At 48.4% G+C, this 20,971-nt stretch carries 27 protein-coding genes; 14 read left to right on the forward strand and 13 right to left on the reverse strand.

Annotated features, from left to right (window positions below):
• Positions 1-59: 59 nt before the first annotated feature.
• The 6 genes from QVC96_RS04765 to QVC96_RS04790 all read left to right on the forward strand — a co-directional run bounded on the left by QVC96_RS04765 (position 60) and on the right by QVC96_RS04790 (position 5,071).
• Entirely contained in the window at positions 60-782 is a 723-nt protein-coding gene (locus QVC96_RS04765) for an electron transfer flavoprotein subunit beta/FixA family protein (RefSeq protein WP_238027179.1), read from the forward strand.
• Entirely contained in the window at positions 779-1,642 is an 864-nt protein-coding gene (locus tag QVC96_RS04770) for an electron transfer flavoprotein subunit alpha/FixB family protein (RefSeq protein WP_238027180.1), read from the forward strand. Before QVC96_RS04765 ends, QVC96_RS04770 begins: the two co-directional genes overlap by 4 nt.
• Positions 1,639-2,844 (forward strand): FAD-dependent oxidoreductase, encoded by a 1,206-nt coding sequence (locus QVC96_RS04775; protein WP_287690064.1) that lies wholly within the window; start codon positions 1,639-1,641, stop codon positions 2,842-2,844. Before QVC96_RS04770 ends, QVC96_RS04775 begins: the two co-directional genes overlap by 4 nt.
• On the forward strand, positions 2,845-3,108 hold the full coding sequence (locus QVC96_RS04780; protein WP_238027182.1) for a ferredoxin family protein: 264 nt from the start codon (positions 2,845-2,847) through the stop codon (positions 3,106-3,108).
• Positions 3,109-3,170: 62 nt separating this feature from the next.
• Entirely contained in the window at positions 3,171-4,355 is a 1,185-nt protein-coding gene (locus QVC96_RS04785; RefSeq protein ID WP_287690065.1) for a VWA domain-containing protein, read from the forward strand.
• Positions 4,349-5,071 (forward strand): enoyl-CoA hydratase/isomerase family protein, encoded by a 723-nt coding sequence (locus tag QVC96_RS04790; protein ID WP_287690418.1) that lies wholly within the window; start codon positions 4,349-4,351, stop codon positions 5,069-5,071. Before QVC96_RS04785 ends, QVC96_RS04790 begins: the two co-directional genes overlap by 7 nt.
• Here the strand turns inward: QVC96_RS04790 and QVC96_RS04795 are convergent.
• The 3 genes from QVC96_RS04795 to QVC96_RS04805 all read right to left on the reverse strand — a co-directional run bounded on the left by QVC96_RS04795 (position 5,068) and on the right by QVC96_RS04805 (position 6,605).
• Complete coding sequence (locus tag QVC96_RS04795) at positions 5,068-5,904, reverse strand: DMT family transporter (protein ID WP_287690066.1); 837 nt, start codon at positions 5,902-5,904, stop codon at positions 5,068-5,070. The genes QVC96_RS04790 and QVC96_RS04795 overlap by 4 nt on opposite strands.
• A 75-nt stretch (positions 5,905-5,979) precedes the next feature.
• Complete coding sequence (locus tag QVC96_RS04800; protein ID WP_287690067.1) at positions 5,980-6,378, reverse strand: type II toxin-antitoxin system VapC family toxin; 399 nt, start codon at positions 6,376-6,378, stop codon at positions 5,980-5,982.
• On the reverse strand, positions 6,375-6,605 hold the full coding sequence (locus QVC96_RS04805) for a CopG family transcriptional regulator (RefSeq protein WP_238027186.1): 231 nt from the start codon (positions 6,603-6,605) through the stop codon (positions 6,375-6,377). Before QVC96_RS04805 ends, QVC96_RS04800 begins: the two co-directional genes overlap by 4 nt.
• 101 nt (positions 6,606-6,706) lie before the next feature.
• Here QVC96_RS04805 and QVC96_RS04810 point away from each other — a divergent pair, with 101 nt between their 5' ends.
• Positions 6,707-7,306, forward strand: coding sequence for a prolyl oligopeptidase family serine peptidase (locus QVC96_RS04810; protein WP_287690068.1), 600 nt, complete (start codon positions 6,707-6,709; stop codon positions 7,304-7,306).
• A gap of 3 nt (positions 7,307-7,309) precedes the next feature.
• Here QVC96_RS04810 and QVC96_RS04815 read toward each other — a convergent pair whose 3' ends face one another.
• Positions 7,310-7,882 carry a zinc ribbon domain-containing protein gene (locus QVC96_RS04815; RefSeq protein ID WP_287690069.1) on the reverse strand — a complete coding sequence of 191 codons (573 nt, stop codon included), beginning with the start codon at positions 7,880-7,882 and terminating at the stop codon, positions 7,310-7,312.
• Between the two features lie 268 nt (positions 7,883-8,150).
• Here QVC96_RS04815 and QVC96_RS04820 point away from each other — a divergent pair, with 268 nt between their 5' ends.
• From QVC96_RS04820 to QVC96_RS04830, 3 genes are read left to right on the forward strand one after another with little or no spacing between them, the layout of a single operon-like run.
• The gene (locus QVC96_RS04820) at positions 8,151-8,423 is read left to right on the forward strand and encodes an ACT domain-containing protein (protein ID WP_238027189.1); all 273 of its coding nucleotides are present in this window, start codon (positions 8,151-8,153) and stop codon (positions 8,421-8,423) included.
• On the forward strand, positions 8,424-9,764 hold the full coding sequence (locus QVC96_RS04825) for a PFL family protein (protein WP_287690070.1): 1,341 nt from the start codon (positions 8,424-8,426) through the stop codon (positions 9,762-9,764).
• A gap of 39 nt (positions 9,765-9,803) precedes the next feature.
• Positions 9,804-11,261 (forward strand): carboxypeptidase M32, encoded by a 1,458-nt coding sequence (locus QVC96_RS04830; protein WP_238027191.1) that lies wholly within the window; start codon positions 9,804-9,806, stop codon positions 11,259-11,261.
• A 1-nt stretch (position 11,262) separates the two neighbouring features.
• Here the strand turns inward: QVC96_RS04830 and QVC96_RS04835 are convergent, their stop codons facing one another.
• Both QVC96_RS04835 and QVC96_RS04840 read right to left on the reverse strand, forming a co-directional pair.
• A complete protein-coding gene (locus QVC96_RS04835; RefSeq protein WP_287690071.1) occupies positions 11,263-12,057 on the reverse strand; it encodes an SDR family oxidoreductase in 795 nt (264 codons plus the stop codon).
• A 284-nt stretch (positions 12,058-12,341) separates the two neighbouring features.
• On the reverse strand, positions 12,342-12,608 hold the full coding sequence (locus QVC96_RS04840; RefSeq protein ID WP_287690072.1) for a hypothetical protein: 267 nt from the start codon (positions 12,606-12,608) through the stop codon (positions 12,342-12,344).
• Between QVC96_RS04840 and QVC96_RS04845 the strand changes: the two genes are divergently transcribed.
• From QVC96_RS04845 to QVC96_RS04855, 3 genes are all read left to right on the forward strand, one after another.
• Positions 12,602-13,558: a hypothetical protein gene (locus tag QVC96_RS04845; protein ID WP_287690073.1), complete on the forward strand. Its 957-nt coding sequence runs from the start codon at positions 12,602-12,604 to the stop codon at positions 13,556-13,558. The two genes, QVC96_RS04840 and QVC96_RS04845, sit on opposite strands and share 7 nt — an antisense overlap.
• Positions 13,559-13,591: 33 nt before the next feature.
• Entirely contained in the window at positions 13,592-13,987 is a 396-nt protein-coding gene (locus QVC96_RS04850; RefSeq protein ID WP_287690074.1) for a hypothetical protein, read from the forward strand.
• A 93-nt stretch (positions 13,988-14,080) separates the two neighbouring features.
• Positions 14,081-14,614, forward strand: a complete 534-nt coding sequence (locus QVC96_RS04855) for a hypothetical protein (protein ID WP_238027195.1) — start codon at positions 14,081-14,083, stop codon at positions 14,612-14,614.
• Here the strand turns inward: QVC96_RS04855 and QVC96_RS04860 are convergent, their stop codons facing one another.
• The 6 genes from QVC96_RS04860 to QVC96_RS04885 form a co-directional block, all read right to left on the reverse strand.
• Entirely contained in the window at positions 14,615-15,337 is a 723-nt protein-coding gene (locus QVC96_RS04860) for an ABC transporter permease (RefSeq protein WP_287690075.1), read from the reverse strand.
• Positions 15,334-16,155, reverse strand: coding sequence for an ABC transporter ATP-binding protein (locus QVC96_RS04865; protein ID WP_238027197.1), 822 nt, complete (start codon positions 16,153-16,155; stop codon positions 15,334-15,336). Before QVC96_RS04865 ends, QVC96_RS04860 begins: the two co-directional genes overlap by 4 nt.
• A 404-nt stretch (positions 16,156-16,559) precedes the next feature.
• Positions 16,560-17,462, reverse strand: a complete 903-nt coding sequence (locus tag QVC96_RS04870; protein WP_287690076.1) for a DUF1641 domain-containing protein — start codon at positions 17,460-17,462, stop codon at positions 16,560-16,562.
• A gap of 4 nt (positions 17,463-17,466) precedes the next feature.
• The gene (locus QVC96_RS04875) at positions 17,467-17,844 is read right to left on the reverse strand and encodes a DsrE family protein (protein WP_238027199.1); all 378 of its coding nucleotides are present in this window, start codon (positions 17,842-17,844) and stop codon (positions 17,467-17,469) included.
• Positions 17,845-17,850: 6 nt separating this feature from the next.
• A complete protein-coding gene (locus QVC96_RS04880; RefSeq protein WP_238027200.1) occupies positions 17,851-19,005 on the reverse strand; it encodes an NAD(P)/FAD-dependent oxidoreductase in 1,155 nt (384 codons plus the stop codon).
• Positions 19,002-19,232 carry a sulfurtransferase TusA family protein gene (locus QVC96_RS04885; RefSeq protein ID WP_144418723.1) on the reverse strand — a complete coding sequence of 77 codons (231 nt, stop codon included), beginning with the start codon at positions 19,230-19,232 and terminating at the stop codon, positions 19,002-19,004. Before QVC96_RS04885 ends, QVC96_RS04880 begins: the two co-directional genes overlap by 4 nt.
• A 141-nt stretch (positions 19,233-19,373) precedes the next feature.
• On the opposite strand from QVC96_RS04885, the gene QVC96_RS04890 reads away from it, so the two are divergent.
• A complete protein-coding gene (locus QVC96_RS04890; RefSeq protein WP_287690077.1) occupies positions 19,374-20,102 on the forward strand; it encodes a helicase HerA domain-containing protein in 729 nt (242 codons plus the stop codon).
• On the opposite strand, the gene QVC96_RS04895 is transcribed toward QVC96_RS04890, so the two are convergent.
• Positions 20,103-20,906 (reverse strand): sulfurtransferase, encoded by an 804-nt coding sequence (locus QVC96_RS04895; protein ID WP_287690078.1) that lies wholly within the window; start codon positions 20,904-20,906, stop codon positions 20,103-20,105.
• Between the last annotated feature and the right edge of the window lie 65 nt (positions 20,907-20,971).

Here is a 20,971-nt window from a genome sequence, read left to right on the forward strand (position 1 = left end):
TCTATACGTCGCTAAACCTCAAAGATACTAATTTATGTTTCTCAAGGGTAGTTATTATCATGTCAGTAGTAGCTTGTTTTAAGGTAGTCCCAGACGATACGTCAGTCCGGGTCATAGGGGGAAAGGTGGAGACTAACGTTCCAGTGAAGATAAGCACCTACGATAAGAACGCTATAGAGGAGGCCGTAAGGGTGAAGGAGAAGCTGGGATGGAAGGCCATAGGTGTCACCGTGGGTAACACAGACAGGAAGAGCATAAGGGATGCTCTTTCCATGGGTTTGGACGAGGTGGTCGCAATTTCAGCCGGTTACTTGGACGTGGCGGGAACAGCAATGGCCCTCGCAGAGACGATCAGGGGCATTTCACCTAAGCTTGTGATAATGGCAGAGACCACCACCGATAGTAGCACTTCAGCTCTTCCTCCTTATCTTGCACAGATCTTGGGTTATTCCCTTGTCTCCTATGTTAGGTCCCTCTCCATCCAGGACTCTTCAATCACGGCAGAGAGAAGCGTTGGGGACGTAGAGGTTGTTGAGGCACCCCTTCCAGCAGTGGTGTCAGTGACAGGTGAGATAAACACGCCTAGGACGCCTTCAGTGAAGCAGATAATGGAGTCAGCCAAGAAACCTGTAAAGCAGATTAATTTCTCATCTCAACCCTTGGCCGAACTGGTTGAGGTTCAGCCCTTTGTCACGACGAGGAAGAAGGTGATAATTGAGAAGCCCATGAATGAGGCAGTGGACCAGCTCATCAACTACCTGAAGGGGGAGGGAGTACTATGAGAGTTTTAGTTGTATCTGAAGACCCTGACTTCTTCAGGTCCTCCTCCTGGGTGGCACAGCAACTGGGAGGGGAAATCTTGGGAATTCATCCCTCAGAGAGCAGGTATGTGGACAAGGTGTTCGTTCCCAAATTGGAGGGAGCGTGGGAGCTCCCCCTAGCTGAGTTTGCCTCCACCCTTAAACCGGACGTGGTGATAGCGGGGGGCACTAAACGGGATAGAACCTTTGCCTTTTCCCTAGCGGGAAAGCTCAGGAGTTCAGTTGCTTCAGACGTGATTGATGCTAAGCTTGAAGGTTCCTCTCTCATGGTGAGAAGGCCTGTTTACAGCGGGGTTGGGATTGCCACGCTCAGGCTAAAGCTACCTGCTGTGATCACTGTACAGAAGAACACCATGGAGCCCAACCTGCTCAAGGGGGAGGTTGAGAGGGTAGATCTGCCCAGATCTGTGATCACCCTGAAGGAGAGGAAAACTGCCCAGCAGTCTGTGAGTCTGGACAAGGCAAAGATAATAGTGTCCGTGGGAAGGGGAATGGGATCCAAGGATAACGTGAAGTATGCCGAGGAATTGGCCAGATTGCTCAACGGTGCGGTGGGGGGTAGCAGGCCCGTCACAGCGGAGATGGGCTGGCTCCCCGAGGATAGGCAGATAGGGCTCTCAGGGAATAAGGTTAGACCACAGCTTTACATTGCCTTGGGGATTTCAGGACAGCCCCAGCACATAGCTGGGATAAGGGACTCCAAGGTGATTGTTGCCGTCAATAAGGATAAGAACGCCCCCATCTCAGAAAACTGCGATTACCTTGTGGTTGGTGATGCCATAGAGTTCTGTAAGGTGATGATTGGGAGGCTTTCGAAATGAGCTTTGACGCTGACGTTATAGTGGTGGGTGGTGGTCTCGCCGGACTATCAGCGGGAATAACGGCTAACAGGGAAGGCCTTTCCACCTTGGTTCTGGAAAGGGGTGAGTACTCCGGGGCTAAGAACGTTAGCGGAGGAAGAATGTACATTCACGCGCTGAAAAGCCTGGTAAACGTGGATGATGCTCCCCTGGAGAAACCCATTGTGAGGGAGACCTACGAGATTGCCTGCGGGGAGAAGAAGTTAACCTTCTCCTTTTATGATCCTAACACTAGAAATAGCTACTCTGTGCTGAGGGCCAGGTTCGACCCATGGCTTGCCAAGAAGGCAGAAGAGGAGGGGGTTCTGGTCATGTATGAGACTCTGGTTCACGACGCGATGAGGGAGGATCAGGGTATAACTGTGAGGACTAACAGGGGAGACCTAAGGGCAAAGCTAGTTATCGAGGCAGATGGGGTCACCGCGGGCGTATCAAGGTATCTGGGACTCAGGTCCCTCTCTCCAGAACTGCTCATGCTAGGAGTTAAGGAGGTAATAAAACCTGATCGTGTGCCAGAGGAGGGAGAGGCCAAGGTCCTAGTGGGTTACCTGAACGGTCTTCTAGGGGGTGGATTCATGTATGTTAACCAGGACACCCTATCCATAGGGGCAACGGTAAAGGTTAACTCCCTGCAGAAGGAGAAAGTCCTGGCAAGGGATATCGTGGAGGACCTCAGGACCAAGCTGGGAGTGGAGGGGGAAATACTGGAGTATTCCGCCCACCTCATTCCCTATTACGGTTACGCAAGACTTCCCCAACTCAGCGCACCTAACCTCCTCGTGACCGGTGACGCTGCAGGTTTCCTGATCAATGACGGGTTCGTCATACGCGGAATGGATCTTGCCATAGGCTCAGGAATGGTAGCTGGAAAGGCAGCGAAGAGGATACTGGAGAAAGGAGACCCATCCAATACCAAGATCTACGAGGAGATGCTTCAGGACTCCTTCGTCATGAGGGATTTAAAGACTGCTAGCAGGGCCTTTCAACTCATGAATAACGAGAGGCTATTCAGGGTGTACCCGGAACTTTTCTGCAGGGTTCTATCCAGAATGTTCACGGTGGATGGGGAGAGGAAAACTTTCATGAACGTGTTTCAGGAGGAGGTAAAGAAGGATAACCTCACACTGACGCAGGTGGTGAGGGACCTAACTAAGGTGATGTAAATGGACCTAGTGAAGAGATTATCCCTGAATAAGTACAGGGTTGACAGGGAGTCACACATCAAGGTTAACTTGGAGATATGCAGGACCTGTGCGGAAAAACCCTGCGTCAAGGTTTGCCCGGCAGGAACTTACGAGAGGGCGGGGGACGTGATAGAGGTGCACTACGAGAGATGCTTGGAGTGTGGAGCAGCCCTGGTAGCGTGTCCCTTCGGTGCCATATCTTTCAGGTTTCCTGAAGGAGGAGTCAGCTTTAGATTTGGTTAGGGAAGGTCACCTGCAAAAGGTAATTCATTACTATTTATAACCTGCCTCTGTATATTTTTATTATGGTCCTTTCTTTACGCTTGGAGGGCTCTCACTCGTTTTCATGGAACGGCGAGTTGAGGTTCGCGTTCAGGACCACCGTGGTTCCAGAAAAAGTGAAACCTGTTCCGCTTGACCTCTTCATTGTTCTTGACACGAGCGGTTCCATGACCATTATTGACAACCCGCCGGAGGTTGACGATAGTCTCATAGCTGGAACAGCTGTGGTAGACGGCCATGAGGTGAGATACCTGAAGGATGATATTGGAGTTAAGAACAGACTGGAGGTGGCACTTGACGCCATAAGGGAGCTTCTGGAGAAGGCCGAGTCTACCACGAAGGTCACCATCATAACCTTCTCAGACAACGTGAATGTGCTCTGCAGGAGGGTTCCTCCAAGCGTGGCAATGGAGTATTTAGAGGGAATTACCGCTGATGGAAACACCGCCCTCTACACAGCTGTGAAAAAGGCCATCTCCCTGATAGATGAGAACCCTGCCAGAATACTTCTCATCACGGACGGCTACCCCACTGACGTTGAGGATGAAAGGGAGTACTCGAAACTGGAACTTCCCAGGTTCTCCCAGTTCATTCCCATCGGTGTGGGGGAATACAACGCCAAGATTCTTCGCAGTCTGGCAGATCTCAGCAATGGACGTTTCTATCACGTGAATGATGTGAGTGAGATATCCAGGATAATGGAGGAGGAGGGGGCAAAGCCATCAGGGGGAATCAGAGCCAAGGTTGACTTTTTCTCCAGGTTCCCCCTCAATTTCGTGAATTATACCCCTCCCATTTACCTTGGTACTGTGGAGGGCGTGGTGAGGATTTACGGATTCGTCCAGGTCCCTCCCAGGTACTCAGGAGAGGTGGTGAGGGTGAGGTTGACCTATACCGATACCTTTGACGAGAGGGAGTACTCCTTGGAAAGGTCCATCTCACTGACTCCAGCCACGGATAGCGCTCAGTTCGTGTCGGGCTTGAACAAGTACCTTTTGTGGGAGGTAGAGTATTACGAGAAAATGAGGGAGATATCCCATCTCCTGGAATCGGGTATGCAGGTTGAGGCCACAAGGAAGATGAAGGAGCTAAAGGAGATCGCTGAAAGGACGAGAAAGCAAGATCTGATCGAGGCAACAAGGAAGATCATGAATGCCAGCGACGAAAAGGAGATAAGTAGTGAGATAACGAGGAAAATGAGATCATGAAGGTCCTTTACGAGGAGAAGGAAGGAGTTTCCTGGATAACCTTCAACAGACCTGAGAAGCTTAACGCCCTTGATCGGGAAAGCTGGAAACTTCTCGGAGACCACTTGAGGAGGGGAGATTCCTCAAGTTCCACAGCAATAGTGATCACAGGGATGGGAAGGGCGTTCAGCTCTGGAGACGATATTGGAGCCATGGCAGAGTTGAGAGATCAGAGCGATGCCGAGAGCTTTTTCAGCGCGTTACTGTACGCCGTGGACGGGCTCATATCATCCACTAAACCCGTGATTGGTGCCGTCAATGGGTTGGCCTATGGTGGGGGATGTGAGATCCTTCTCTTCATGGATGTGGTCATCTCTGTGAAGTCAGCGAAGTTCTCAATCCCCGAGGGGAGACTGGGTCTCATTCCACCCATGGCCCTGTCTGTCGGGTATAACTCCATTGGGCGTTCCGTGGCATGGTTGGCGATTACGGGGGAGGAAATAGATGCAGTGAGGGCTAGGGAGATAGGTCTGGTGGACATTGTGACGGACGACCTCCAATCCGAGGTGAAAAGGACTATCTCAAGGATTTCATCCATGGATCAAAGCTCGGTGAAGGTAATCAAGGCCTGGTTGCGCGAAAGCAGGGAACATGTGAGGGAGGCCATAAGGGAACTGTCCTTCATGTCACTATCCGGCGAGGCAAAGGAGAGGATGAGGAGCTTCCTCTCCCGTTAACCCCTTCTCACGTTTATTCCAGGTATGAAGGTCAGGAACACTCCCAATAGTGTTATGGCCGAACCCACAGCTTCCTCGAGCGTTGGCAACTCCCCAAGGAGCAGGTAGGAGAAAAGGTAAGAGGATACGGGGACGAGAAGGACTACTGTGCTGGCCTTCACTGGGCCAATGAACTTCACTGCGTTAAACCAGAGGATGAACCCAAGGGCCTGGGCCGTTACGGAGACTAGGAGGGTCAGTCCTATTCCCTCCAGGCTCGGAGAGATCCTTGGCTCCAGCAGGGAAACTGGTGCAATGAAAAGGCCAGAAAAGAGAGACATATAGGCGTTTAATGCCAGTACGTCCCTATCCCTAAGGTAAATCCTGTAGTAAATGGTGCCCACAGCCCACGTGAGACCTCCGAGAAGGGCTATGATACTGCCCAAATCGAAATTACCTATTCCCACAGAGGCTATTACGCCTGTGAAAGCGAGCACAATCCCCAGGGCCTGCAGGGGGTTTATCCTCTCCTTCAGGACCAGCCTCGAAAGTATGAGAACGAAGACCGGTTGTGTATAAATGAGGGTTGAGGCCAGCCCTGGATTGGCCGAGTACTGTATGCCCAAGTTGAGAAGAATGAGGAAAATCCCTATGTTCAACAGGGCCGAGATGGACTCCTTGACGCCGTACGCCAGCTTCCTCACAAAGAGAAATAGTAGTGTCCCTCCCACTGTTACCCTTATTAATGCTATCATGAATGGGGACATGAACTCCAGGGCGAGCTTAATTATGGGAAACGCGGATCCCCAGAATATTATCAGTAGTATTAATCCCAGGTACTGTTTTGATGGCACAGTTGAGGAATTCCTCAAATGTTTAAAAGTTCATTTGTAAACAATCCCTTCGTGACTCTTGGAAGGCCAAGGATGTCACTCCCCCAGTTCGTCAAGGGAGATCACGTCCACTATCCCTCTATTTTCAACCTTTCTTCTGAGCCTCTCATCCTCAGTCACCAGAGGAAAGTTAAGCTCACTGGCCAGACTTACGAACGTTGCATCATAATAGGTAATATCGTTTGAGATGGCTATCATTTCCGTCTTCACCATGTTAACCTCAGTGATTATCATGGTATCTAGGACCTTCTCCACGAACTCGGTTAACCTGATCCCTTCTTCTCTGGAGAGCCTTTTCCTGAGGTTCACCTCTTTCCATACAATGTTACCCAGCTCCGATCTGGCCAGATGTGCCGTGTAGTTTCCTCCCAGCAGGTTCACCTTCCTTTCAAGGATTGCCCTGTAGATTGAGGAGGAGTCGAAGATGTAACTCATCCACTTTCCCTATCCTCCCTGATTGACTCTGTTCCCTCCTTGGCTGACAATTTACGCAATATGTGATCTATCCTGTTCAGTTCGGAGTTCAGCTCCCTGGCTCTGGCCTTCTTCACCTCCAGCATCAGAGCTTTCCTGATGACCTCCGCCTCGTTAATTCCGTACTTCTCCAGCTCCCTCTTCAGCTCCTCAGGTATCCTGACTGAGAGCGTGACAGTTCGACTCATGAATATAAACAGGAAAACAAGGAAAATAAGGTTTACTTTTTGTAAACAGTTGCGTGAACTGTGCAGGTAAGTTTATTCCCCCGATATTCACCTACACTCAAATGAATTCAATTGTATTACACGGAAAGGGTTCCTCACCATCCAAGGTGGAATGGCTTTCCACACCCCTCAGGAGGTTCGGAACTGTGGAGGTTCCGGACTTCGATTACGATGTGGAGCAGGGACTGGAGATCGTATTAAGGAAGGATTTTCATTTGGTGGCGGGTCACTCCAGGGGAGGCACAGTGGCGCTCCTCGCGGGGGCTAGGAGGTTTGTGCCCGTGATAGCTGTTTCAGCTCCCACGGACAGGATACTTCAGCTTGAACATCTGTCCAGATTTCCTGAGGATAGCGAACAGGGAAAACTTTACAGGTATCTCTCAACCTTCTCCAGGGAAAGGCTCATCGAAACTTCACCAATCACCTACGCCTCTTCCCTGAGGAATGTACTTCTGATCCACGGCGAGAACGACGATGTGGTCCCCATCATTCATTCGGAGAGATTGTGTGAGAAGGTGAGGGAGGCGGGAAACGAGTGTAACATGGTAAGACTTAACATGAGGCACTCCCCTCCAAAACACCTGTATCGTGAAATCGAGGACATAGTGGTGAAATGGGTTCAAGGGTTGTGCGAAAAAAGAATACTGACTTGCTTTACGTAGCGATCACGAGATACCTGCCAGTATCTCCTCCATCTGTTGTTGAGATGCGGTTAGATTAAACAGCCTTATTTCAATCAGGGTATTTCCCTTGTATGCCAGCAGGTATGTGTGTGGGTAGAAGAAGGAGTTCTCTGCGTAAATCACCGTATATCCATCAAAGGTTGTAACGTTGAACCCAAAAATACGGTGGAATAGACCTCCATGGAATCCGAACATCATTCTGTCTGCCCAGAGGCTAACGTTGGACGTAAACGTCATGACGTTTACCTTCATTATCACCTTGGTCCCATTCACGTTACCCACAAGAACCTCGTGATCCACTGACTTCACTTGGTGAGGATAGGGTACCGTGACGTTAGTACCATTGGCGTAGTAGATTGAGATAGTGCTGGTTGGATATTCCTTCAGGTACGTTTGATTATCCAGAACCTGCCATGAACCTCCCAGCGCGGATTGAGCGGTTGAGGCTGATAACACCACAGGACTTGGATTGCTCAGTGCAAGGTATATGGGGATAGACACCACAACTGCTACTATGGCGATTCCAGCTATCAGGAAGGCTAGTTTCCTTTTCATACTTCACGCTGTTCTTGAGTAGTTATAAGCTTTATCGAAATGACGATTGAAAAAAGATCGTCTTCAGGAAAATTATTTCACTTCCCACATTCATCTTGTTCAGAATTAAAATAAGGTTCCTTAAACAAAATTACCGTGCCAACGTGATATATAACCAGCTTTTCGAGAATATATGATCAAGTTCGAATATTATCAATAATCATTATTCTATGGATCCAAAGATCTCATTTCGTGTTAGCTTTTAAAATCGCATCGCTGTTCTCTCCCTATGGAGACCGCAGTAGTCGTGGTGATAGGAGCCGATAAGCCAGGCATTGTCGCAGGAATATCCTCCAAGCTAGCTGAGAAGAACGTGAACATTGTGGATATCTCACAGACGGTGTTGAGGGGGATCTTCTCCATGATAATGATTGTGGATCTGGACACGGGGCATGTGTCGGTGGGCCAGCTAAGGGAGGAACTTCAAAGGAGAGGAAAGGAACTTGGGGTAGAGGTGCTGGTCTTCCACGGAGAGGTATTTAAATTCATGGAGAGGATCTGAATGAAGTACTCCGCAGAGGAGATAGCAGAAGTAATTAACATGCTGACACACGAGGACCTTGATATAAGGTCCGTAACGCTGAGCATCAACACCCTCTTTGCCGTATCTGACGTGCCGGAGAGAACATTGGAGAAGCTGTCCCTACTGAGGCCTGTACTCTCCAGGTTTTCTGAGGTGGTCAACTCTGTTCAGGATAAACTAGGAGTTAACATCGTAACAAGAAGAGTTGCCGTTTCCCCGGTTCAATACTTTCTGGAGCCCTATCCTGATGTGAAGTACGCGGTAAAACTGGGAGGATTCCTAGACTCTCTTGCTACGGACACGGGAATAGACTACATTGGGGGATTCTCAGCTTACGCAGATAGGGGAATAGGAAGGGGAACGCAGGTCATGTTAGAGGGCCTGGCAGAGACTATGAATTCCACCTCTAGACTATCGGGCATGCTCAACGCAGCTTCCACTCAGGAGGGCCTCAATGTGGATGCCGTCAAACTCTTCACCGCTCAGTTACTGAAAATGTCGCCCCACGCCTCCTCTAGGGTGGCAATTATGGCCAATTCACCACAGGACTCTCCCTTCGTTCCCTCAGCGCATCACGGTCGAGGAATGCCCAACTCCTCCATCAATATTGCCGTTAGCGGGCCTGGGGTAGTTGCTGGGGCCATAAGGAGAGCTAGACCCACAACCTTTCAGGAGCTATACGAGGTGATCAAGAAGGCCTCCTTCAAGGTAACCAGGCTTGGGGAGCTGGTGGGAAGAGTGGTGTCAGAGGAGCTAGGTGTCCCCATGGGTTCCGTCGATCTGTCCCTGGCCCCATCCCCAAAGGTAGGGGATAGCGTGGCGGAGATAATCGAGGCCATGGGTATCTCCAGGGTCGGCGGGCACGGATCCCTCACTGCCCTCGCCATACTCATGGATGCGGTGAAGAAGGGCGGGTCCATGGCAACCAACTTGGTAGGGGGACTGAGCAGTGCCTTCATTCCCGTGAGCGAGGACTCCATCATGGCCATGAGAATGAGAGAGGGGTACCTGGAGTTGAACGATCTTCTGGCAATGTCCGCCGTGTGTAACAGCGGGATAGACATGGTAGGAGTTCCTCGAGACGAGGGACCCGAGAAGATCGCTGCGCTCATTCTTGACGTTCTCTCCCTCGGGTTAATGCTCAACAAGATAGTGGGGGTCAGGGTTATTCCGGTGGAGGGAAAACCGGGAGAGGAAATGGATCTGGGAGGCCTCCTGGGTAAGGTGGTAGTAGCAAAGATGAAGGATGTGGATAGTTCCCAGTTCACGTCAAGGAACGGGTTCATTCCCACTCCCGTGAAAAGGCTAGAGCTGGGCTAGCCTTCGACATTCTTTTTACCCTTTACCGCACCAGTTCTTATGCTCCAAGAAATTCTTGAAAAGTACAAGAAAATCTGGTCCCTGAACTATTCGCAGGCACTTCTTGCGTGGGATCTAGAAACCTACATGCCAGAGGAGGACTCAGCATTGAGGGGTGAGGTCTTCGCCAACATCTCCACAATGATCAGGGAAATTACAACCTCGCTGGAGCCGGAGGTTGAGAAGGTGAGGGAAGAAGATCTGGACGATTTCGGTAAGGGAGTAATTCGAGTCCTCAAGAGATCGCTGAGATTCTACAGACTTGTCCCCAAGGAGGTCACGGAGGAACTCGATAGGCTGACTTCACAGAGCGTGGTTGTGTGGAGGGAGAGTAAGAGGAGGGGAGATTTCAATTCGTTCAAGCCCTACCTGGAGAGAATTGTGGAACTTGAAAGAACCATTGCTGAGAAGCTGGGCTATGAGGGACATCCCTACAATGCACTTGTAGACCTCTATGAGGAAGGGATAACGGTTAACGATCTGGATAACGTGTTTTCTCAGCTACTTCCAGATGTAAAGGGCATTCTGGAGAAGGTGCTGTCTGAGGGGTATTTCCCCTCTACCCATCCACTGAAGGAAATGAGCTATGATCCCAAGGTAATGGAGGAAGTGAACAGGGAGGTCATTAAGATCCTCAAAATGCCCACGAAAACCTTCAGAATGGACGTATCTGCGCATCCGTTCACCATCAGGATATCCTCCAAGGACGTAAGGATCACCACGAGGTATGAGGGGACCGACTTCAGAAGCACCATCTTCTCAGTGATACATGAGTCAGGTCACGCGATGTATGAGCTAATGATCGATCCAGCCTACGAGATGACTCCCGTGGCTGGAGGTGCCTCAACTGGCATTCATGAAGGACAGTCCAGGTTTTGGGAGAACGTAGTGGGAAGGAGCAGGGAGTTCACCAAGGTGCTATACCCGATCCTGAAAGACAGGCTTTCCATCAGGGATGATCAGGAGTCGCTCTATAAGTACTTCAACATGGTCTCGCCTAGCCTCATAAGGGTTGATGCCGACGAGGTCACGTACAACTTTCATATCGCACTGAGATATGAGATCGAGAAGAACCTCATCTCTGGTAAAGTAAGCGTGAGCGATCTTCCGTCACTGTGGGATGACTTCATGGACAAGTATCTGGGTGTTAGGCCTAAGAGCGACAGCGAGGGGGTCCTCCAGGACATACACTGGTCGCAGGGAAGTTTCGGCTATTTCCCAACATACACCTTGGGTAACGTTCTGGCTGCGACCATGTACCACTTCATAGAGGACTTACCTTCTAAGGTGAGCAGGGGTGACGTAGACGGGATAAGGAGCTTTCTCTCTGAGAAGATCTGTAAGTATGGCGCGGTTTATCCACCAAAGGTTCTCCTGACCAAAGCGTTTGGAGAGGTTTACAATCCCAAGAGGTTGTCGTCCTATCTGGAAAAGAAATACTTGGCCCATTCAAACTAAATCATAGAGAATGGGTCAAGTTATCCATCCTTCCTCCATCTGCCACTATGACCTGACCCGTAATGTATCTAGCCCTTTTACTAGCTAGAAAGCTAACAATGTTTGCAATATCCTCAGGCTTTCCCGTTGTATGAAGGAAAGTTTTATTCCTGAATAATTCCCTCAATTTATTCCCTTCCTCAGGAGCCTTTCCACCCAATGTCATGTCAGTCTCTATCCAGCCTGGAGCCACAGCGTTAACTCTTATGTTATATTTACCCAGCTCAAATGCCAGTCTTCTAGTCAGTATTATTACTCCAGCCTTGGTTATGGCATAGAACGTAGTTCCCTCTGCAGCAGTTCCTATACCTGCATTACTTGACACGTTGACTATGGATGGGTTCTCCGATCTCTTGAGAAGTGGTAGAAACTCATATGTAACGTAGATTACTCCATTCAGGTTAACTTTTATCATCTCCTCGTATTTTTCCTCGTCGAATTGCTCAAAGGGCATTAGGTACCATATTCCGGCGTTGTTAACCAACGCGTCTAATCTAGGAAACTCCTTTTCTATCTCCTTCTTGGCGTTGCTTACCTGAGCTCTATCTCCCACATTGCACTTCAGGGTAAGCACCCCCATCTCCCTCAACTCCTTTGCCCTATTATCTGAACCGTGATAGAGTACTGCAATCCTATACCCTTCATTAACTAAGGCCTCAGTTATTGCCCTTCCTATACCCCTTGTACCTCCTGTAACCAGAGCATATATAACGTGGAAATGGTACAGGAACAATTTAAGTTTATTAGCTAAGATCATAGTATAACCCAATAATATATTAAGAAATAGAGGAATATTCAAGAAGGGAAATGTCAAAGGGTGGTCTAGAGTTGAGGGTGTTATTAGGGATCATTCTGGCTACTTCAGTCAGTGAACTACTCCGCCCTTACGGACGGAGCATCCCCACCTCACGATGGGGATTTCCTGCTTCTCAGCCAGACCTCGATCCCCTCTCACCCATAGCGGAGGTCCCGTCGAATGGAACCCATCCTTGACGCCCCGTGTGGTAGGAGGGTTACGGAGGGCCTTAGCTCCACAGGCTATCAGGCAGTCCCAACCCTCATTCCTACCAGCTCTTTCAGCCTTGTAGGGCTAAATAAAGTTATGAAGGAAAATAATAAAAATTTTTCTATAAGGGGGTTATCCATCCCCAACCTTATGGATGGGGGCTTCCACCCCCTTAACCCCCATAAAGTTAAACAGGAAATCTGGGAAATTATTTTTAAGTTTTCAAGGATCTCACTACATATTGAAGAGATATCTAGTCTTCTTTGGTATAAATTCAGTAGCACCCTTAACCCTAATGACACTACACTCTTCCCTGGAAGACGCGATTCTCTCCTCAGTGATTGCGCTACCCATTGGAATCTCCCTTTACCTCTACCTGAGACGTTCTTGGCCCAAGATAGGTCTCTATGACGCTCTCCAAAAATCTAAACTTGGAAGGATACAGTTATATGCGTGGACAGTTAGCTATTTTCTCTACCTCTCTTACACCATTGATTATGCCATCTTTTACGAACTAGATTTTCACGGAATGATGGCCTACGCCTTGGTGGCCCTGCTCTCCCTTCTTACTGGCGCAATGTTACTGGGGAGAGGTCAGTTTCTCCTTATACCCCTTGCAATTGCGCAGATTGCACTGGCCTTTCTTTACTGGACGCCCAGTCTTACCCAAACTCAGCCTTCAATAGACTTTCTGGACGTGCTTAACTCTTCCCTGCTCCTGGTATGCATAACCCTTATTCCTTATGCTGATGGGGAACCAAAGATGGCCTGGGTCGTCCCCACCTCTCTCGTTGTGGGAATAGGGGCGCTGTTAGCAGGAGCTTTCCTTGTTACATCCCTTTCCCAGATCTATGGTGCAATCTCCATGATTGGGCTGGTAATGGTTGAGGCTCTGGCACTCAATAGGGTGTTTAGATCCAGGGGGGTAAACTTACTGCTTCCCTTCACTGCTTTCCTCATCTCGATCCTGGTGAGCCTCATATCCCCGATACCCTTCTATAACCTCACCATAGCCCCCTCGGTGGCGCTTCTTTACCTTTCGCTCTTCCTTGGGTTTGCCTATCTCCTATCGGGTGCGGGACGCATTTTCTCATGGATCTCCTCGGCGCTCATGCTGTACGGCCTTTACAATTCCTTTGTGGTCGGAGATATTACGCAACGAATCTCCATCCTCGTGGTCACTCTTCTCGTTATCCTGCTGGGTCTAATCCTGGGAAGGCCAAGGCAAGCTTCAACCCCTAGGGTATTGTGAAAAGGTTTATTATTGATTGAGCATATATTATGTATGGCTCTCTTTAAAAAAGAAAAATTGTACAAGGTAAATGGAGATTTGCAGGAGATAGCCTCCAAGTTCATGCAATATCTGCAAATGGACGGATGGAAAGTCCAATCTAGAACGGAGGGAGATAAGGCTGTGATCCAGGCACAGAAGGGAGGGATTCTCCGCGACATAATTGCTGCGGATAGGGCTCTTACATTCCTCATGGAGAAGACACAGGAGGGAATAAAGGTAACAGTGGGAGTAGGGAAGTGGGTTCAGAACATAGCGGTAACAGCAATCGAGGCTCTCCTCCTCTCTGAGCTCTTCCTAGCGGTGGACGTCCCAGAGATGTTATGGAACGCTCACGTTGAGGATAAGTTGCTTAGGGAACTTGATAATATAGTGGGGATATCAACGTGAAACTCATTCTTAATCTCTCGTGCAAGACAAAGTTTTTTGAGGAATCTCGTTTCAATACATCAAGTTAAAATCTCACACTGCCATATTACCTCTATGAAATCCCTGAAGTATAGCATACCAGTGGCATTGGCCGTTTGGTGGATACCCATTCTCAACGGGATAATTGTAGGATTGGTGGCTGGCTTCTCAGAGAGACGAAGGGACACTGCAGTAATATCCGCTGGCATAGGTTCACTTATAGCCTCAGCCCTCTACCTTTATCTGGCCTTCAAGGTACTTGTGGTACCCATTCTTGGTAACCTTCTCCCAGTGCTCTCAGTAATTTTCTCCATTGTGGGCATTTCTCTAAGCCTTCTCTCCTCATATTTGGTCTCCAACAGGACCACAATTTCAGTTGTCACTCCTGAAGGAGCAGAAATGGAGTTTTACGCCAGAAATAACGACGAAATAGAGCAGAGGTTAAGTTCCCTGACTCAGGGTTGCGGAAATCCATCATACAACGTGATAGATGAGAACAACATGATTGTAACCAGGAAGTGCAATGGATATGAGCTTCAGTATCAGGTGAGGAAGGAAGGGAGGGGTTACAGGGTAAATATAAAGGTTAAGACCAACTTCGATAAATGATCACTTTTCTCTCCATCTAGAGAACCTCATGGCCAGTAATACGAAGAGGGGTCCCTCAACTAGGAGAAGAACTAGCGCGATCACGTTGAAATTTGCAAGTCCCGCAACTCCCTGAGTAATTACAGAGGCAGGGGAGGAGGGTATAACCAGAGCTAGATACTTAACTATTCCGTGAAGTTCAGAAAATGGGTAATATATAGGTGGTATAATTGTAAGGACAGTCCCCAGAACACCTGAGATTGCCCAGGAGTGGCGAGTGTAGGGAACAAAGGTTCCAATAATGAAGGCCAAGCCAGTCATGGAGTAGTTAAGGTAACAGGCTATGAGGAAACTGATTAACGCGCTCATGGGGGAAAACACGTGAAGAATAAGTCCTAGGATCACGTATACTATCATGCCAACTGAGGAGAACACCAGGTTCGCAGTAGCCAGCCCCAGCATGTACTCCGCAGGACCTATCCTGGTGGCCACAAGCATGTCCTGCAATTTCATCTCCTTCCTCAACATTACCACATCTGATAGGCTTACCACAGAGTTCGTGGCTATCACTGAGATCAGTCCACCAACGATGGCGTACTGCAGTAGTGCTCCCCTGGAAAGTACGTATACCAAGAAAAGGATTGAGAGGGGGGTGATCATGTAGCTGAAGACGTAGCTGTACCCCCTCTTGAGGAAGGAATATCCATAAAACCACGCAAAAACGATTACATACCTTACATTCAATTTCCATCCTCCCCGTGAAGAATGAACAGGTCCTCCAAGGAAACAGGTTTGATCACAGCCTTACCCACTATCTCCCTCGCCCTGTTTTCGTCCATGTAGGAAATCTGGGTTTTACCAATTAGCCTATCCCCTATACCCTCCACCCTTACCTTTCCACGGAGGGGAGCCAGCAACTCCTCCTTTGTTCCCTTAGCTATCACCTTTCCCCTACCCAACATGACTATGTCCTGAGATAGCTCCTCTGCCTCTTCCATGTAGTGGGTAGTAAGAACGACCCTGGAACTGATGTTTTTTATAACTGACCATACCTCCAGCCTAGAGATGGGATCCAGACCTGTGGTGGGCTCATCCAGAAAGATGAGCTCGGCGTTAGAAGCTAAGGCCATGGCCACAAATACCTTTCTCTTCATTCCTCCAGATAGGTCGTCACACGGTTTATCCCTGACTTCCCATAATCCAATTTCCTTCAGTGCTCTCCTGGATTCCTCCAGTGCTGATTTTATGGACTCTCCCCTGGCAGTTAGAAACATGGTGAGATGTTCAAGGGGGCTGGCGAAACCCACTGGTTTAGCCTCCTGAGGAATGGAGACTATCAGGTCTCTAAGCCTCTCCGCCTCAGATACTACGTCCAGCCCAAGTATTCTTGCCTTTCCAGAAGATGGGAGGAGTTGGGTTGATAGGATGCGCATCATCGTGGTTTTCCCTGCTCCATTTCTTCCTAGCACGGAAAGTACCTTTGCCTTACTCTGAAATGTGACGTGATCCAAAGCAACTGTGCCATCCCTGTAAACCTTTGTCAGTCCCTCAACCTCTATCATAAGTCAGGAATAGGTCTAGCAAGCTTAAATAATCAACACAATTCACGTGATAGTTCCTTTAATTAATCAAAGGTGAACCCATCCTTTTTTAATTATTTCACTAAATATGGTACACAGGAATTAACAACTGTTAAGAAATCTCTGACATAAATACTTAAATACTTAAACTGCTTTAAGTAGTTAATGAAGTCGTATTTCACTATTAAACAAACATCCAATTGTCCCACAAATTATGGATTATATGAATGTAGTATTACCAGCGAAGGGGAAAACTGCAGGCTATTGGCGTGCGTATTGCCTAGGTTAGTTACTCCCCTGAGCATGGATGACATGAGACCACTTTTTTAGACTTAAGAATAGAAGTAACTTTATTTTAGTTAGTCAAGAATTTATTCTTGAAAAAATTAGGCTTTGAAGTTCTTTCCTATTATCTTCAACATGCCCATCATTACTCCAAGCCCTCTCTGTATATCCGGATCCTTCATCATGGTTATCAGTTTCCCTAGGGTCACGTTCTCAGGATTGGCCAGTATCTTCTTGGCCTCCTCACCGGACCAAACCTCGATCAAGGAACTGAGTGGTGGAGACATAGCCTTGTTCAGGAACTCCAGTCCCTTTGGAAGGAATTCAAATATGAGGGAAAGGGTAGTCCCCAGATTGGTGATTGCGTCATCATTAAGAGCGTCTCTAAGTGACTTGAGGGCATAAGACATGTTTATGAGCACGTCCAGGGTTCCGCTATTCTTGAGATCCATAACCCTATTCAAAACCTCGTTCAGTTCTGGGGCCTTCTCTATCAGCTTTTTCACACCGTCTGATGTCCTGGGATTCATGGAGCTCAGAACTTCCATAAGATTGCTTAGCGTGGATCCCAGGTTCATGATGGTGTCGTCGTTGAGTGCCTCCCTCAAGGATTTCAGGGCATAGGACATGTTAACTAGAACGTCAAGTGTTCCGCTGTCCCTCAATGCCTTCAATCGCATTAGAGCATCCTTCAATGCGTCCGCGTTCTCCAGTATCTGGGCTATGTCATTCTGCTTGATTTTCATCTCTCCAGCTAATATCATGAGGTTGGAAAGCATGTCAGCTATGCTCTGGATGGCATCGTCATTAAGGGCATCTCTGAGGGACTTGGCCCCGTAACTGAAGTTGATCAGAACGTCCAGGGCTCCGCTATCCTTCAGCTGGCCTACCTTTGTCAGAACTTCGTTTAATGTGGACACATGGTCAAGGAAGTTGGCCAATTCCTCCATTTTCTTTTCGTCCAGTTTCGTAAGCACCTTATCCAAGTTTACCTCCGTGGCCATGATCTCACCATATGGTTAACAGCTGACCCCCTTCCACTTCCATGGAGAAGGAGGTGATCCCAACTATATCGTCAACCAGATCCCCATAATCGTCCTTGTCCAAACCATGAATCTTACTGGCGTAGGAACAGGCAAGGACCCTCAGTTTCCCTGATTTCTTGGCCTTTCTGAAGTGCTGGAAGACGTCCTCATTACTTTCCTTAATGGTCTTGGAGGTACCAGACTCTACCCTAAGCTCTGGGTTCTTTAGGAAGGCCTTAACTCCGTCCATGGTGGCGAAAATAACCACTTCGTTGTCCAGAGTGGTTGAGATCAGAGCGTGCATCCCCGCGTAGGCCACCCGGTCAAGCTCGTTGGAGCCCAAAATAATTCCAACTTTCATATTCCGTCACACTATGGCCTTGGCGGTTACTGTCCAGTAGAGCTTGTTGTACATCAGCTTGCCCCACCAGTGTACGTAGGAGGGTGGTGGAGGCACCGGTGGCGCAGCATAGTTGAACCTGATATAGGTACCAGAGTCAAGTCCCGTGGCGATGTAGCAGAACACCGATCCGTCATAGGTCTTCTTAAGGCCATTGCCTCTTATTTCATTAACCACGTTATTGGCGATGATGTAGGACTCGAAGTCGGCAGTGGATCCAGCCTTGGAGATCGGGATGTCCGTGGTGTCACCGATCACGAAGACGTTGGAGTGGTCCTTCATTCTTAAGGAGAACTTGTCAGTTGGAATCCAGTTCCTCTTGTCTCCAATGCCCGACTTTCCTATAACGTCGGCACCTGTATGAGGTGGCACTCCTATGGCCAGATCGAACTTGATCTTCTCTCCCTCCTGGGACTCCATGACCTTGTCCTTCGCATTTACATTAGTTACGTTGAACGGTGATACTATCTTTATACCTCTTTCCTGAAATATCTTTATCATCACATCGTTTGTGGTCTTTATTCCAAATATCCCTGGAACCGGGTACGTGTAGACTATCTCAGTCTTATCCCTAATTCCCCTCCTCCTGAGATAATCATCAAGCATTAATGTGGCTTCCATTGGCGCAACGGGGCACTTATGTGGTAGCTTAGCCACATTTATGACCACTGTCCCTCCATTGAACTGATCTAGGGCCTCCCTCAGCTTGAGAGAACTCTCAAAATCCCATGGAGAGTATACAGCATCCTTGTAACCTGGTACCTCATCCCATCTCAGATGAGATCCTGTGGCGATGACTAGGTAATCGTATGAGTGGGACAGCCCGTCGGCAGTAACAACCGAGTGATTGGCTGGATCTATCTTTGTGACCTCACCCTTCTGGCTGTGGAGGAACCTAATCTTGTGGTCCAGTAGCTCCCTCTCGGGCCTAATTAGTTCCATTGGATCCTGCACGTTAAATGGAACCAGTAGTTGCCCTGGCTGGTAAGTATGCTTCTCATTTCTGTCCAGTACTACAATCTCTGCCTCCCCTTTCTCCAGCTCCTCGGGCATCATTCTGGCCATTCTATTGGCAACGATGGTGCCCGCTATTCCTCCTCCCACTACAATTACTCTCTTCATTTTGTGATCACCAGCGTGAACTTCCCGCCCTCATTTTTCTCTGAAACAACCTTGTATCCCTTCTTTGTCACGAACGCCACTACGTCCTTCTTTGTTGCCTCATCCCCTAGGATGGCCTCTACAGCCTCCCCTGGACTTATTTCCTCCAGGACTCCGGAGAGTTCTCCCAGAGGTCCTGCACAAGACTGACCTGTCAGATCTAACTTTTTATATATCTTTAAGGACATTTTTATCATTATATACATCTTCGCCAAGGTTATAAACTTTTATTTAAAAGTGTTTATAATGGATTATTCCATAAAAACTAAATAAAGGGAAGTGATACCGGGCTTCGAGCCTTAAAAGTGAAGTTACTCCAGAATTACTACATGAATTTAGGTACACTGACGCTTGAGAAAGATCAGGTAATTAGAAAGTGCGTGGCGATTCTAGGAATAAGGGGGTCCGGAAAGTCCAACACCGCAAAGGTATTTGCCGAGGAGCTCATCAAGGAGAAAATCCCACTGGTTATAGTGGATCCTGATGGAGAATACAGGGAACTAGATGCCGTTGTATTCGACAGGTTCAATGTGGATCCAGAGGAAGTGGTTAACATTCTCATGGTGGGAAAGAGCGTTGTACTGGACGTGAATGATTGGAACGACGACGTGTTCAAGTTCCTCACCGCTTTCTTCAACGTTCTTTGGGAGACCTCCAAGGTCTACAGGAAGGATCTGTTTGTCCTGCTTGAGGAGGCCCACGAGTTCATCCCTCAGGGAGGTAGAACTCCGCTCAGTGACGTGCTGGTGAGAATCGCCCTTAGAGGAAGAAAGAGGGGAATCGGAATGATACTGGTGAGCCAGAGATCGGCAAAGGTCAACAAGGACGTTCTTACGCAGAGCGAGATCTATTTCCTCCATAAGGTGGTTCATCCAGTGGACGTAAGGGTTTACAAGGAGATATTACCACTGAAATCCAGGGAGATCGAGACGGAGATTAAGGCAATGGAGACTGGGGATGCCATATTTTACAAGGACGGTGAATTGAAGAAGGTGAGGATTAGAAAGTTCGAGGAACTTCCTCTCCTCCTTCAGGAAGGAGAGAAGGCTGAGATCTAACTATCTTTCCACGGGAACTCCAACCATGTTTCCCCACTCTGACCAGGAACCGTCGTATAGTTTCACGCTTGGGAAATTCAGGAGGTATTTCAGGTAGAACCACACGAGAGATGCTCTCGCTCCCGTTCTACAGTATACAACCGTTTCCTGTCTCGAGAGGGATAACTCCAGTTTATGGGGAGGGAGAAGTTCCTCAGTGACCGGATCGAGAAACCTGTTCCACGGTACATTTAAGGCCCCGGGAATATGTCCTGTAACCTGCGTTTCCTCATTGGGATGCTCCGGAGGAGTTCCTGTCTCACCTGAATATTCCTCAGGATATCTGACGTCCAGAAGTTGAAACCTCTCTCCTCTACTGATCTTGGAGAGCAATTCCCACACCATCATCCTTTCACTCCAGTCTGGCTCCTGAGCTTCGTATCTGGATGGAGGGAGCGTTCTTATTTCAACCTCCCTTGGTAACTCCTTAACTTCCCATGCCACCTTTCCTCCGTCTAGGACCTTGACTTCCTCATGACCGAATGCCCTCAATACCCAGAAGGCGTAAAATGCGTATCTGTTATTGAAATCGCTGTACACAACTAGGGAATCATCGCTTGAAATGCCCAGTTCCCCCAGCCTTTTCTCCAGAATTTCCCTTGTGGTGAAATCCCTCCTCACAGGATGCCTTAGGTATCTCCAGGGGAGCTTGACGGCACCAGGTATATGCCACTCTAGGTAAGAATCATCATAGAAGGTTACCTCCACCACCCTGTAGTTGTTGATTTCCTCCAGTAGTTGGGGTGCCGAAATCAAATACCTCATTGATAGAGACGTAGTTTCTCGGTTAATAAAACATTCGAGAATATCACGATAAATCTAATTTTTAA

It is taken from the genome of Metallosphaera javensis (ex Sakai et al. 2022), from assembly GCA_021654415.1.
GTDB lineage: Archaea > Thermoproteota > Thermoprotei_A > Sulfolobales > Sulfolobaceae > Metallosphaera > Metallosphaera javensis.